General features: G+C 58.2%; 15 protein-coding genes. 10 read left to right on the forward strand and 5 right to left on the reverse strand.

All coding sequences use genetic code 11. The features are described 5' to 3' along the window. Window positions 1-591, forward strand: a 591-nt coding sequence (locus FT726_RS23180; protein ID WP_346303517.1) for an EamA family transporter, incomplete at its 5' end; no start/stop codon positions are given. Between the two features lie 50 nt (window positions 592-641). On the opposite strand, the gene FT726_RS23185 is transcribed toward FT726_RS23180, so the two are convergent. Together FT726_RS23185 and FT726_RS23190 are read right to left on the reverse strand one after the other, a co-directional pair. Beyond that, complete coding sequence (locus tag FT726_RS23185; RefSeq protein ID WP_346303518.1) at window positions 642-2,414, reverse strand: methyl-accepting chemotaxis protein; 1,773 nt, start codon at window positions 2,412-2,414, stop codon at window positions 642-644. Window positions 2,415-2,803: 389 nt separating this feature from the next. Beyond that, window positions 2,804-3,742, reverse strand: a complete 939-nt coding sequence (locus FT726_RS23190; RefSeq protein WP_288423621.1) for an aromatic alcohol reductase — start codon at window positions 3,740-3,742, stop codon at window positions 2,804-2,806. 84 nt (window positions 3,743-3,826) lie between these two features. Here FT726_RS23190 and FT726_RS23195 point away from each other — a divergent pair, with 84 nt between their 5' ends. Continuing rightward, window positions 3,827-4,234: a helix-turn-helix domain-containing protein gene (locus FT726_RS23195; protein WP_346303519.1), complete on the forward strand. Its 408-nt coding sequence runs from the start codon at window positions 3,827-3,829 to the stop codon at window positions 4,232-4,234. A gap of 83 nt (window positions 4,235-4,317) precedes the next feature. Here FT726_RS23195 and FT726_RS23200 read toward each other — a convergent pair whose 3' ends face one another. Then, the gene (locus FT726_RS23200) at window positions 4,318-4,722 is read right to left on the reverse strand and encodes a helix-turn-helix domain-containing protein (protein WP_220094766.1); all 405 of its coding nucleotides are present in this window, start codon (window positions 4,720-4,722) and stop codon (window positions 4,318-4,320) included. A 30-nt stretch (window positions 4,723-4,752) separates the two neighbouring features. Between FT726_RS23200 and FT726_RS23205 the strand changes: the two genes are divergently transcribed. The 4 genes from FT726_RS23205 to FT726_RS23220 all read left to right on the forward strand — a co-directional run bounded on the left by FT726_RS23205 (window position 4,753) and on the right by FT726_RS23220 (window position 8,604). Then, window positions 4,753-5,562, forward strand: a complete 810-nt coding sequence (locus FT726_RS23205) for an SDR family NAD(P)-dependent oxidoreductase (RefSeq protein ID WP_346303520.1) — start codon at window positions 4,753-4,755, stop codon at window positions 5,560-5,562. Window positions 5,563-5,804: 242 nt separating this feature from the next. Next, window positions 5,805-6,821, forward strand: coding sequence for an ABC transporter substrate-binding protein (locus tag FT726_RS23210; protein ID WP_346303523.1), 1,017 nt, complete (start codon window positions 5,805-5,807; stop codon window positions 6,819-6,821). Continuing rightward, a complete protein-coding gene (locus FT726_RS23215) occupies window positions 6,818-7,849 on the forward strand; it encodes an iron ABC transporter permease (RefSeq protein ID WP_288423615.1) in 1,032 nt (343 codons plus the stop codon). The genes FT726_RS23210 and FT726_RS23215 overlap by 4 nt, the downstream gene beginning before the upstream one ends. Further along, complete coding sequence (locus tag FT726_RS23220; RefSeq protein WP_346303521.1) at window positions 7,846-8,604, forward strand: ABC transporter ATP-binding protein; 759 nt, start codon at window positions 7,846-7,848, stop codon at window positions 8,602-8,604. The genes FT726_RS23215 and FT726_RS23220 overlap by 4 nt, the downstream gene beginning before the upstream one ends. A gap of 12 nt (window positions 8,605-8,616) precedes the next feature. Here the strand turns inward: FT726_RS23220 and FT726_RS23225 are convergent, their stop codons facing one another. Beyond that, complete coding sequence (locus FT726_RS23225; protein WP_021508848.1) at window positions 8,617-8,802, reverse strand: tautomerase family protein; 186 nt, start codon at window positions 8,800-8,802, stop codon at window positions 8,617-8,619. A 200-nt stretch (window positions 8,803-9,002) separates the two neighbouring features. Between FT726_RS23225 and FT726_RS23230 the strand changes: the two genes are divergently transcribed. Genes FT726_RS23230 through FT726_RS23245 form a run of 4 tightly spaced genes read left to right on the forward strand, consistent with a single transcriptional unit; the run spans window position 9,003 to window position 13,642 of the window. Continuing rightward, a complete protein-coding gene (locus tag FT726_RS23230; protein WP_159377593.1) occupies window positions 9,003-10,535 on the forward strand; it encodes an ABC transporter substrate-binding protein in 1,533 nt (510 codons plus the stop codon). Further along, a complete protein-coding gene (locus FT726_RS23235) occupies window positions 10,528-11,463 on the forward strand; it encodes an ABC transporter permease (protein WP_346303522.1) in 936 nt (311 codons plus the stop codon). The genes FT726_RS23230 and FT726_RS23235 overlap by 8 nt, the downstream gene beginning before the upstream one ends. A 2-nt stretch (window positions 11,464-11,465) precedes the next feature. Beyond that, a complete protein-coding gene (locus FT726_RS23240; RefSeq protein WP_104187613.1) occupies window positions 11,466-12,242 on the forward strand; it encodes an ABC transporter permease in 777 nt (258 codons plus the stop codon). Continuing rightward, the gene (locus FT726_RS23245; protein ID WP_346303524.1) at window positions 12,242-13,642 is read left to right on the forward strand and encodes an ATP-binding cassette domain-containing protein; all 1,401 of its coding nucleotides are present in this window, start codon (window positions 12,242-12,244) and stop codon (window positions 13,640-13,642) included. The genes FT726_RS23240 and FT726_RS23245 overlap by 1 nt, the downstream gene beginning before the upstream one ends. On the opposite strand, the gene FT726_RS23250 is transcribed toward FT726_RS23245, so the two are convergent. Beyond that, window positions 13,639-13,840: N-acetyltransferase family protein (locus FT726_RS23250; protein ID WP_407075086.1), on the reverse strand; the 202-nt coding region annotated here is incomplete at its 5' end. The genes FT726_RS23245 and FT726_RS23250 overlap by 4 nt on opposite strands.

A 13,840-nucleotide genomic window follows, 5' to 3' on the forward strand; every position in this document is an offset into this window, starting at 1 on the left:
AAAGAACAGCTCAGCCGCTATCAGATCGCTGGCTTTGTGCTGGCGTGCAGCGGATTGATGAGCATTGTGTTTATTACCGACGGCTCGGTGACGTTTGCCGGGTTGCTGCTGGTGCTGGCAGGCGCCATAGCCTGGAGCCTTGCCAATATCATCATGAAAAAAGCCGGCACGAAGCAGGTATTCGCGTTTCTGGTCTGGTCGAGCGCCTTTTCGCCGCTTCCGCTTTTTCTGCTGGACGGATTAATTAATGGCAGCGCGGGCTATAGCGCATTAATCAGCCATATGGATACCCGTGCGATATTGTCCATTCTGTTTCAGGTCTACCCCAATACGTTATTAGGCTACTGGATCTGGAATTCATTGCTTAAGCAGTATCCTGTCTCCACCGTCGCGCCATTATCGCTGCTGGTGCCGGTATTCGGCATTCTCGGTTCGATGATGATATTTGGTGAAGTTATTTCTCCGATGAAAATCCTGGCGCTGGTACTGATTATTACCGGGCTGGCGGTTGGGTTGTATGGACAACGCATCAAACGTTATTTCATCCGCAGTCGGATTCGCTGTGATCAGCAGCCCGCTGATGAGCCGTGATCCGACAAGAGCGGGCATCCCACCCGCTCTCTCTGTCAGTGAAAATCCGCTTACTGCACCACGAAACGCGCGACTGAGCCTTCCAGTGTCGACGCCTGATCGCGCAGTGCGCTGGCGGCGGCCGATGATTCCTGCACCAGCGCGGCGTTCTGCTGCGTCACGCTGTCCATCTGAACGATAGCGACGCCGACCTGCGAAATGCCGCGATTCTGCTCATCGGATGCCTGCGCGATTTCGGCGAGGATGCTGGTTACGTTGCCAACGGAATGTACAATTTCATCCATGGTTTTACCGGCCTGACCTACCAGCTGTGAACCACTGCTGATACGCGCCACCGATTCGCCAATCAGGGTTTCGATCTCTTTGGCCGCCTGAGCGCTGCGCTGCGCCAGACTGCGCACCTCACTGGCGACCACGGCAAAGCCGCGTCCCTGCTCACCGGCGCGCGCTGCTTCTACTGCTGCGTTTAACGCCAGGATATTGGTCTGGAAAGCAATGCTGTTAATGACGGTGGTGATTTCGGCGATTTTGCCGGAGCTGGCGCTGATCTGGTCCATGGTTTCAACCACGCCTTTGACCAGCGAGCCGCCCTGATTGGCCTTCTCCGAAGTGGCACGCGCCAGTTCGCTGGAGTGATGAATGTTTTCAACGTTCTGCTTCACGGTAGCGGTTAACTGCTCCATGCTGGCTGCCGTCTGCTCCAGCGCGGCCGCCTGCTCCTCGGTGCGGGCGGAAAGATCGTTATTGCCTGCAGCAATTTCTGCGGAAGCGTGGCTGACCTGCATCACGCCGCTGCGAATGTTACCAATGATGCCGCGCAGATCGTTGCTCATCTCACCGACCGCCTGCATCAGCTCGCCCAGTTCGTCCTTACGCGAAGTTTGCAGCTGTACGCTCAAATCTCCCTGCGCAATCTGCCGCGCGACGTTCAGTGTTACCGCTAAAGGACGGGTAATCTGCCGGGTGATAAACACCGCAATCAGAATGCTGATTACCACAGCCGCCGCCAGGATCAGCGACATCCACAGGATTGCCCGGGCGATATCCTGGTGCGTGGCGGCCAGCTGCTGGGTAAATAATTGATTACTGGTATTGGTCAGATGCAGGCCCGCGATGGCAAGCTGGCGGGTCGCTTCCACTTCTTCTTCCGCAGAGGCGTTGTAGTCCTGCACGCTGTCGCGTCTGGCCGCCAGCGTTACGGCAATTTTATCCAGCGCGTTGCTGTCATCAGCGCTCAGGCGTGGTCGAGCCTGGTCAATGAGTTGAATCGTTTCAGCTATAAAGCCTGACAAAGCCAGACGGTTTTCTTCACTGTTGTCCAGTGCCATCAGCTTTACACGAATACTGATACCATTCAGATATTTAGCGATTTCATTGAGCGCGGTTGCCGTATCCTGCTGTGTGCTGACGTAGTTTCTGGCCAGCGCGGCAACCGCCATGGTTTCGTCACTGAAGCGCAGCGCCTGCAGAATGCTCTGGCGCTTATGCACTTCGTTCACCGTTTCTGCACGATGCTGACGATAAAGGTTCATCGCAGCCGGCAGAGAGGCAATCAGCGTGGTCTGCGCGCTATCCCATCGCCAGGTTTTCAGCTGGTTGATACTGCCCTCAATCGCCTGCAGTCGCGATTCGTTGTCGGCAATGAATTTTTCATCGTGGGTTTTTACGTATTGCAGGCGGGCATCTTTAGCCTGCGCAAACTGATCGTTGATGCCTTTCAACTGGCTGAGTTTTTCCGCACGTTCCGCGATGTCGTGCAGGTTTTTGATGCCACAGGAAGCTACAGCAATGCTGAGGGTAAGCAGCACACCAAACCCGAGCATGAGTTTTCTGCTGACTCTGATATCTTCCAAAAAAACACGTATTTTTTTCATTAAGGTGAATCTCCCTGGTTGTTGTTGTCCACGCTTTTGCCTGATGGCAATGGCGTTATCGGCAGGGAGATGATTAATCTCAATTAAAATAATTAAAAAACACATAATCACCTAAATTTATTAGATGAGCTATGCTTGGGGAAGGGCTGCAACGGTAGGGCAGGCGTGGAGCTCGGGTTTTCTGTTTTAGACTGGTACTGATTTTGGCGGATAGCGGTGCGGGGGAAAGTATTGACGCAACCTGCCGGTTTGTCAAAGCGCCGGGATTTCAGGCGAAGGGCCCGATAGCCCTCAGGCCAGGCGTTGCGCCTGAGGACATTCCGCTACGCCTGAAATCCTCAGGACTCCGCTGGCTGGTTCGTCAGCCACTGAGCGGCGCTGGTGGTGGCAATGTGTTCGCGGTAGTTAAACGTCTCCTGTTTAGGCCATGCCACACCGTCCGGACGGGCAAAGGCCAGCCGGTAGGCCGCGCCAGTGTCACGGGGATGACGCTCTGCATCTTCCCTTAGCCTTTCCCGGCTAAGTAATACTCGCCTGACCGCGCTTTGCCAGTGAGATTGCATCAGGTCAGCCAGCTCTGCGTAAATCAGCGTATCGCCAGCGATATAAACAATGTCGTTCTGAAAAGCGGGCTGATGAAAGAAGATATCGGCTGTCAGCTGCCCGATATCGTCTGGCGTGGTGAGTGTCAGGGCATAGTTCCAGTCGCCGAGGGCATAAACCGTTTTATTCCCGGCATCGATCACGCCAAAATCGGGTTCAAACAGATAGCTGGTAAAAATACCGGTCGAAACAATTACCCAGTCAGTGTTGCTTTGGGCGCGCAGCAGATGGCGCACTTCAAGCTGCTCATCCCATACCGGTTGCCCACTCTCTTTGCCGATAACGTCATAATCCACGCCAAACTGCCAGGGAAAATAGCGGGCGACACCCGCCTTCAGCACGGCCTGAGTGATTCTGAGCTGCGTTCCCGGCCCGCCGACAAAACCACTGCAATTAATGATGGCATCATAGGTGCGAAATAATGCTGAGAGTTCGCTCAGGCTATTTTTCTGCAGGTCGCCTTCCACCACAGTGATATTTAGCTTTTGTAGCGCATCCAGCCGGGTTTTAAGTGGGCCGGACGTGGCATGTGCAGCCTCGCTTCTGAGTAATACACTTATTTTAATCAGAGGATGCTGCTGCGCTTTTTTAGCCATGGCGTTTAACACCGCCATGCCTAATTCTCCTGCGCCGAGGATAAGAATATTTTCGACATGTTGATCAACGGGTAGCATGCTTGTCTCCTTAGGTTATATCCGTCATCCTGACAGCGGACAAACCCTGATTCAATCAGGTACACCCGTGATACCGGAGGAGAGATGGAACCCAATCGCGAAGCCCTGCTGCAGTTTTCCAGACAATTTTGTGAGGCGTTGAGTCACGATGATGAAACATTAAAGCGTGAAATTCTTTCACACGCCGGCAATCGCTGGTCGCTGGGTGTATTGCATATTCTGGTCACCCATGGACCGTTGCGCCATGCAGAAATTGGTCGTGTACTACAAGGTGTCACACAACGAATGCTGACGCGCACACTGCGTACGCTTGAGCGTGACGGCCTTATATCCCGTTGTGATTATCAGGAAAAAGTACCGCGTGTCGTCTATACGGCCACGGACGCGGGCGAAAAAATGATGATGAAAATGATGCCGCTCTGGGCGTGGATTATTTCGTCGGCCGACTATTTTAAGCAAAGCAGGATCACGTTTGATACTCCTCATCAGTAATGGCATTAAATTGCGTGATGACGACCTTGCTGAGGATGCGTGATTATTTCCCTGCTGCCAATAGTGCAATTTTTTTTGCACTATTAATCCTGTCCCGGTTTTGACAGGTTGTCTCGTGAGAATTCACGCATTGAGAGCAGCACGGGCATCAGATTATGGCCTGCATGCGTGAGTGCGTATTCAACACGTGGGGGCTGTTCACCAAAATCAGTGCGGGTTATCAGCCCATCACGTTCAAGCTTGCGCAGATGTTGAGTCAGGACTTTATGCGATATCTCCGGCATACTCTTCATGAATTGCGAGTGACGCATCACAGGCTCCGCAAATAATCTGAATAAAATCTGCAGTGTCCATCTGCCGGAAATAATAGTTAAACATTGTGTGACATAAGCGACCGAACCTTCTGGTCCGAGACAACGTGTTTTCTCCTCATCGCCTACAGGCACTTTCAGGTGCGTAATTGATTCATTCATCAGTTTATTTTCCAATAGATTTTTCACGTATTCTGGAGAACAGTAATGGATCTGAAACTCGACGGCAAAATTGCTCTGATAACGGGTAGCACCAAAGGTATTGGAGAAGCGGTAGCCAGAGGGCTTGCCGCTGAAGGCACCCGCGTTATTATACATGGCCGGGATCCAGCTAAAGCTGAAAATATCGCCAGCGATATCATAAAGCAAGGTGGACAAGCATACGCAGTAACGGGAGATTTAACCCGTGAGGCAGATATTCAACTGCTTTATCAGCAAGTCTGTTCGCTTGTACAATCCGTTGATATTGTTGTTAATAATGCGGGTGGCTCCGGCCCCACAGAGGACTGGACGTCTTCTTTGCCAGAAACCTGGGCGGCTGGGTATGATAAAAACGTCCTTTCAGCCTTACGTGTCATTAATCTTTTTCTTCCTGGGATGCGTGAACAAAAATGGGGCAGAATCATTAATATTTCGAGCCTGGCAGCGTTGATGCCTCCCGCCAGGCGTCCGGATTATGCTGCTGCTAAAGCAGGGATTATTGCCATGACCTCATCGCTGGCAAAAGCGGTCGCACACGATGGTGTAACCGTAAATACTCTCTCACCGGGTACTATTCATAGTGCAAGCCTCGAAAAAGCATTTCGTCAAACGGCCAAAGATGCAGGGTTTTCAGCTGACGCGCCCTGGGAAGATATTGAACAGGCCGTATTGCCCCTGTATGCCAATGTGCCCATGGCGCGCGTTGGGACGCTCAAAGAAATAGCGGACGCCATCACCTTTCTGGCCAGCCCGTTGTCGGGTTACATAACGGGTTCAAATTTAAGGCTTGATGGCGGTATGTGGCCCGGACTTTAAAGCCAGCCGCACAACATCCTGAATAAAATCTCTGTTTCAGCTACTACTTCATTCGATGACATCATCAGAGCCGATTTAATTATCAGAACTGGGCGGGCTGCTGTTGCAGCCCTGCTCATACCCTAACGTCATCCTCTTCATGATGCGCGCAGTCCCGGTCGGTATGCCCAATCCTGTTTATTGACAGTCCACACCTGGTCATGCATATTGTTATGTTATAACGTAACAATGAAAGTACCATGATGAAAAACTCGCTCTCCCTGCTTATTGCGGCGCTGCTGTCGCTTCCTGTATTCAATGCTAATGCCAGTAACTATCCGCTCACCGTTGATAACTGCGGTGTCAAAGAGACCTTCGCTCATCCGCCTGCGCGCGTCGTCACCGTTGGCCAGCATGAAACGGAACTGCTGCTGGCGCTCGGTCTGGCAGATAAAATTGCCGCAACCTCGGTGTGGTTTGGCGCGCTGCCCGCCGATTTGCAAGGGCAGGGCAGCCAGCTTAAACGGCTGGCCGATAACGCCCCAGGCTTTGAAGCGGTGGTGGCGCAGCGCCCGGAGCTGGTGCTGGCGCAGTACAGCTGGCACGTCGGGCCGCAGGGTGAAGTCGCCACGCGTGAACAGTTTGAACAGCTCGGCATCCGAACCTGGATTTCGCCTGCCGACTGCATCGGCAAAGCCGTCACCACCACGTCCAATAGCGACGGTGCACGCACCACACCGTATGGGATCGAGGTGATTTTTGCTGAAATCAGCGCGCTGGCGCGCATTTTTGATGTGCCGGCGCGTGGCGAAGCGCTCAAACAGCAGCTGGCCGCTCGTATAGCACAGGTTCAGCAGCAGCTGCACAAATCACCGTCAGCGCCACTGAAGGTGGTTTACTGGTTTTCCAGCCCGCGCCTGAAAGGCGATCCCTGGGTCGCCGGCAATAAAGGGGCACCGGGCTGGATCAGCCAGACGCTCGGTCTGACTAACATTATCGATTCAGACGAAGAGTGGCCGGCGGTCACGTGGGAGCACATCGTCTCCGCGCAGCCGGACATCATCGTTATTGCCAGCATGGCGCGGCGGCTCTATCCCGCCGATGACGTCGCGGTTAAAAAACACTTTCTGCAAAGCGATCCGGTGACGCGTGAAATGCCAGCGGTGAAAAACGGCCACATTGTGGTGGTACCGGCCATGTCACTGAATCCCTCGTTGCGCAATGTGGAAGCTGTAGAGGTGATCGGTCAGCAGATCGCTGCCTTCAAACCTGCCCGATGAGCGCTCACGCTTTCTGTTACTGGCGCACCGGCCTGCTGATTGCTGCGGGCGCGCTCAGCCTGCCGGTGATGATGACGCTGGCCGCGGCAACCGGCGATGTCGCGATCAGCTTTACCCTGACCGCGCAGGCCATCACCAATGGTCTTGGCATCACCCATTACGACCTGCCGGCGCTGGAAGCCGGCATCGTCTGGCAATACCGCATGAGCCGCGCGCTGATGGCGGCGAGCAGCGGCGGCGGCCTGGCACTGTGTGGGATGGTGTTGCAGTCGTTGCTGCGCAATTCGCTGGCCGACCCTTATCTGCTGGGGATTTCCGCCGGTGCATCAACCGGCGCGGTGTGCGTGATGCTGCTTGGCATCGGCGGCGGGGCCATCACCACCGGTGCCGGCGCGTTTGGCGGTGCCTGTCTTGCATTTATGCTGATTGTTCTGCTCTCCGGCGGCATGCGGGAAAACACCGCGCGCATCATTCTGGCCGGTATTGCCGGGACGCAATTATTTAATGCGCTGACCGCTTACATTGTCAGCACGGCGGCCAATGCTGAGCAGTCGCGCGGCGTAATGTTCTGGCTGCTCGGCAGCCTGAGCGGCGTGCGCTGGGCAGATGCATTACTGTGTTTTGCCGTAACCCTCGCCGGTCTGCTGACTGTGCTCTACCATGCGCGCGCGCTGGATACCTTCTCGTTTGGCGCGGAAGTTTCCGCGACGCTGGGCACGCAGGTTTCAGCGGTGCGCATCGTATTACTGCTGACCACTGCGTTAGTGACGGCGGTAATCGTCAGCGCGATTGGCGCGGTCGGTTTTGTCGGGCTGGTGATCCCGCATATCACCCGCATGATTGCCGGGCCGCGTCATCTGGTGACGATCCCGCTCGCATTCCTGGGCGGCTGCCATTTCATGGTGATTGCCGACCTGGTATCGCGCACGTTAATCACCCATCAGGTGCTGCCGATAGGCGTAGTGACGGCGCTAGTCGGCGCTCCGGTGTTCGCCCTGATTCTGTATCGCAACCGGGAGAAATCATGAAGTATGTCGCGGTGGATAAACTGAGCGTGACGCTACAGGCGCGCAGCGTGTTATCTGACATCAGTTTTGCGGCGCAGCGGGGACAAACGGTCGGGTTGCTCGGCCCTAATGGCTCGGGCAAATCGACGCTCATCCGTGCGCTGGCGGGCGTTCAGCCTTGTGCTTATTACGGGCTGGAGATGGGCGGCACGCGGCTGAACCAACTCAGCCGGCGGCAGCGTGCCCGTACGCTGGCCTTCGTGCCGCAGCATGCCGAAATGGAAGCTGAGATGTGCGTTAGCGACATCGTGCGTCTGGGGCGGGCGCCGCATCGCAACGCGTTCAGCCCGTGGCGGACGGCAGATGAAACGGCAGTGCAGCACGCGCTGTCGCTGATGAAACTGGATGCGCTGGCCGGGCGGTCGTGGCAGCGGCTGTCCGGTGGCGAACGCCAGCGCTGCCAGATCGCGCGTGCGCTCGCGCAGCAGCCGGATATCCTGTTGCTGGATGAGCCGATTAACCATCTGGATATTCAGTTTCAGCTTGAGCTGATGCGGCTGATTGCCGCACTGCCGGTCACGGTGATTGTGGCCCTGCACGATCTGAATCTGGCGGCAAAATTTTGCCAGCATCTGGTGGTGCTGCAGCACGGGCAAGTGGTGGCGAGCGGTGAGCCCGCCGCCGTGCTGACGCCTGCCCTGATTCAGCGGACGTGGCAGGTCGAGGCCATCGTCAACCGCAGCGAGCGCGGCACCATGAATATTCAGTACGCCTGAACCGGGCTGATCTTAACGTTCGTCGAACGGCACGCCGCCTTTGGATTTATGATGCTTCGGCGTTTCGATAATCGACACGGTGACCACATCAGCATCGATCTCAAACGAATCCACCACCGCCTGGGTGATGGCTTTGAGTAACTTTTTCTTCTGCTCAACGCTACGGCCTTCCGCAGCATAAACGACAATCTCTGGCATAACGGCATTTCCTCACGGGTTAGAGTTCTTCTCAAGCATACCTCAGCCACGCTGCCGCGCGCAGCGTTAACCTGTCGCGACGGTTAAAAGGCAACAAGCGGCTGACGAATTCCCTGCAAACGCCGTGTGTTAAAGTGTGAATTGTTATGTTATAACGTAATTGATTCGATGATAGTGTAACGGTTTATTCGGAAAATTTAATGAAATCAATGCAAAATTTGCTGATCGCTGCGGCGCTCGGCCTGGCTTCCTGCGCCGTTGTGGCGGCGAGCACACCCGAAAAACCGGTGCGGATTGCCGCACCGTTTGAAATTAAAGGCAGCGATCCGGCGCTCTCCGGCGACATTCTGTTGCGCATGGATGTGGTTGAAACGCTGGTAGAAGTGAACGAACGCGGTGAGCCGGTGGCGGCGCTGGCACAGCGCTGGCAGGTCTCTGACGATGGGCTACGCTGGCAGTTTCAGCTGCGCGACGGCGTGCATTTTCACGATGGCTCGCTGCTGGATGCGGTTGCCGTGGTGAAATCACTCAACACCGCACGCGGCAAAGCGGGCTTACTGGACAAAACGCCAATCGCCGACATCAGCGGGGCAGGGCAGCTTGTCACCATCACGCTGCGTGAACCCTTCACGCCGCTGCTGTCGGTCCTGGCGGAAAGCCGCTCGCAAATCCTCGCACTGGCCAGCTGGGATGCGCAGGGCAACATCACGCGCATTATTGGCAGCGGGCCGTTTACGCTCACTTCCTTCCAGCCGCCGCAGTCGCTGACGGTGGCGCGCTTCGCGGATTACTGGGGCGAGAAACCGGCGATTGCCGCCGCCAGCTATCTGGCGACCGGCCGCGCGGAAACCCGTGCGCTGCTGGCAGAAAGCGGTGATGCAGATTACGTGTTTAACCTTGATGCCGCCAGCCGGCAGCGGCTGGCACGGAAAGCGTCGCTGCACATCCCGGCGATTCCGGTGCCGCGCACGTTGATGCTGAAGCTTAATCTGGCCGATCCGCTGCTGGCGGAACTGCCGGTGCGTGAGGCGATCAGCATGGCGATCGATCGCAACGCGCTGGCGCAGGCGGTGCTGCGTTATCCGGGCGCAGCCAGCCAGCTGTTTCCCCCTAACATGGCAGAGTGGCACAACCCGGCACTCACGCCGCTGCACTATCAGCCGCAGCAGGCTGCTCAGTTATTACAGTCGGCCGGCTGGCAACGCGGCGCGGATGGCGTACTGACACGCAACGGCCAGCGCTTCAGCCTGACGCTGCTGACCTATCCCGATCGCCCTGAGCTGCCGCTGATGGCGATGGTGATTCAGCAGCAGCTGCGTCAGGTCGGCATAGACGTGCGAATCAACGCGACCAACGCCAGCGAGATCCCGGCGCAGCACCACAACAACCGTCTGCAGCTGGCGCTGTTTGCGCGTAATTTTGCCCTGACGCCCGATCCGACCGGAACGCTGCTGCAGGATTATGGCACCCACGGCGGTGACTGGGGGGCGATGAACTGGCATGCGGCAGGCTTCGACGCGGCGCTCCACACGCTGACGCAATCCACCGATGGCGCAGCCCGCGCCGGGGCGCGCAGCGTCATCACCCGCGCGCTGCAACAGGAACTGCCGGTGATTCCGCTGGCCTGGTATCAGCAGTCGGCGGCGGTTAACAGCCAGCTGCAGGGCGTCAAACTCGATCCGTTTGAACGCCACTTCGGCCTGCGCCAGATGCACTGGGGGAGCCATGATTAAACAACTCAGCTGGCGCATGGCGCAGGCGCTGTTCGTGGTGCTGGCGGTAGGATTACTGACCTGGCTGCTGGTGCAGGCGCTGCCGGGCGACATGGCGTGGCGTATCGCCTCGGGGCGCTATGGTTACGATCGCGTCGATGCCGACGCGGTGGCGCGGGTACAGCAGGAGCTGAACGGCGCGCTTAACGGCGGCAGTGCGTTGATGCACTGGCTCTTCGATCTGCTGCAGTTTAACTTTGGCCGCTCGCTGGTTTCCGGTGAGCCGGTGATGGATGAGCTGCGCTGGCAGCTGGGCCAGACGCTGGCGCTGGCGGGCGTCTCGCTGCTGCTGGCGTTACTGCTGACGCTGCCGCTCGGCATCTGGGCCGGTTGCCACGCCAACGGCCGGCTTGACCGTGCGCTGTTCTGGCTGACCGCCTTGCTGAAATCGGTGCCGCATTTTGCACTCGGCATGCTGCTGATCCTGCTGTTCGCGCTGCAACTCGACTGGCTGCCGAGCGCCGGTCACGGCGAGCTGCGCCATTTCCTGTTGCCGGCACTGACGCTGGCATTGTCGCTGACGGCTGTCGGCGTGCGCGTGGTGCGCGAAGCCACCTGGCAGGTGGTGTCGTCCGGCTACTATCGCTGGGGAGCGCAAAAGGGACTGTCACCCGCGCGCCTGCTGCTGCGTCACGGCCTGCGTAATCTGAGCGCGCCGGTGCTGACGTGGTTTGGCATGCAGTTTGTCTGGCTGGTGGAAGGCGTGGTGGTGGTGGAAACCCTGTTTGCGTGGCCGGGAATCGGTCACGCTCTGGTGCACGCCATTTTTGCGCGTGACGTGCCGGTAATTCAGGCCAGCGCCATGACGCTCGGCCTGCTGTTTGTCCTGCTGAACATGCTGGTGGATGCCGGTTGTCATCTGCTCGATCCCCGGGGGGCGCGCGCATGAAGATGACGCTTTCACGCTGGGTGGGTCTGGTACTGCTGGCGGCGCTGCTGGCTTACGCGTTTGTGCTGCCGCTGATTCAGCACGGCGATCCGCTACAGCAGGATTTGCTGCAAATGTTGCAGACGCCGAACCGCAGCCATTTGCTCGGTTTCGACCATCTCGGTCGCGATATGTTAACGCGCCTCAGCGCCGCGCTGCGCCTGTCACTCGGGCTGGCAGCCCTGTGCGTGATCAGTGCGCTGATTGCGGGCGTGTTCACCGGTGTGATCAGTGCGCTGTATGGTGGCTGGCCGGAGCGATTGCTGAGCATCGTCGGCGATATGTGCCTCGCGCTGCCGGGATTACTGCTGGTACTGCTGCTGGCTGCCATTGCGCCAGACGCGCCGCAGATGCTGTGGCTGGGCATTTCGCTGGTGCTGTGGGTGGAATTTTTCCGCGTCACGCGTGCCACGCTGCGGCCAATTGTGCAGGCGCCCGGTATGCAGGCCAGCAAACTGCTCGGGTTCTCTGCCTGGTATCGTTTTCGTCATCATCTGTGGCCTGCGCTGGCACCGGTGCTGCTGACGCTAACCTTGTTCTCTTTCAGCAGCGCCATCATGGCGGTGTCGGCGCTCGGGTTTATCAGCGTTGGCGTGCGTCCGCCCACGCCGGAGCTGGGCCTGATGATGACCGAACTGCTGCCGTTTGCGTGGGAAGCGCCGTGGCTGCTGATGCAGCCGGTAGCCGCACTGTTTTTACTGTTGATCAGCCTCAATCTGCTGATGAAAAAGGAGCGATGATGAAGGGATTACAGATCACCGGGCTGAGCGTTGCCACAGCGACTGAAACACTGGTTGAGCCGGTGGATGTGCGGCTACAACCCGGTCGGCCGCTGACGCTGCTCGGCGAAACCGGATCGGGGAAAAGTCTGCTGGCGCAGGCGATCATGGGGATATTGCCGCCGTCGCTGCAGGCCAGCGGTGAGGTGATGATCAACGGCAGACGCTTTCAGCTGCCGCAGGATACGGCGCAGCTGCGTCGGCTGTGGGGCAATACGCTGGCTTCGCTGCCGCAGGAGCCGTGGTTGTCGCTCGATCCGACCATGGCGATTCAGCAGCAGGTGGCGGAAGGGCATCGCTTCGTGCGCGGTTTGCCGCCCGCCGCCAGCGCTGCAGCGGCGCAGCAGGATCTGCAGCAGCTTGGTCTGGCCGCGGCGGCACGGCGTTATCCGTGGCAGCTTTCCGGCGGCATGGCACAGCGCGCCGCGTTTGCGGCAGCCCGTGCCGGTGGCGCGCAGATGCTGATTGCCGATGAGCCGACCAAAGGGCTGGATGTGGCGCGCCGCGACGAAGTCAGCCAGCTGTTACAGCGCGAAGTGGCCGATGGCGGCATGCTGTTGACCATCACTCACGACATCGCCCTGGCACGCCAGCTGGACGGCGACGTGCTGGTGATACATAAAGGCAGCGTGATTGAACAGGGCCCGGCGCAGCAGGTGTTGCAGTCACCGCAGCAGCCTTACACGCGCGCGCTGCTGGCTGCCGATCCGGCCGTCTGGCCCGCCCGACAACAAACGGTGATCGGTGCCAGGCCGGTGATCAGCGCCCAGGACATTATGCTGGCGCGCGGGGGCAAAAGGCTGGGTGTGCCACGCGATTTCACGCTGCACGCCGGTGAAATCGTTGGCCTGCACGGTGCCAGCGGCAGCGGCAAAAGCAGCTTCGGCGACGTGCTGTTGGGGTTGCTCGCGCCGCAGCAGGGCCGCGTAACGCACCACGCTGATGCGGATGCGCTGAAATATCAGAAAATCTATCAGGATCCTTCCGCGCTGTTTCCGCCGCAGCGCACGCTGGGGCAAAGCATCAACGATGTGCTGCGGCGTCACGCTCTCCCGCCGGCACAGCGCGATGCGCTCATGACGCGGCTGGCCTTGCATCCCGCGCTGCTGACGCGGCGACCAGAGGCGCTCTCCGGCGGCGAACTGCAGCGCTTCGCGCTGCTGCGGGTGATGCTGCTGCGGCCGGTATTTCTGTTTGCCGATGAGCCGACGTCACGCCTCGATCCGCTGGTGCAGCAGCAAACATGGCAGTTGATCGCGGAACTGGCGCGCGAGCAGCAGTGCGCGGTGCTGCTGGTGAGTCATGACCGCGATCTGCTGGAGAAAGGCACGCATCGGGTGATCGCCATGGAAGCGGCTTAGCGATCGGGCGGCTGGCTGTCACCCGGCCCGAGACTCCGCTGCATTACCACGGTGTCCAGCCAGCGGCCATGTTTGTAACCCACCGATTTCATCACGCCGGTGTGCTCAAAACCGAGCGCCCGGTGTACTCCCAGCGAGCCCTGGTTGGCGCTGTCACCGATAATCGCGATGATCTGGCGAAAGCCAGCGGCTTCGGCC

Source organism: Pantoea sp. Morm (assembly GCF_016643525.1).
Classification (GTDB): Bacteria; Pseudomonadota; Gammaproteobacteria; order Enterobacterales; family Enterobacteriaceae; genus Pantoea; species Pantoea dispersa.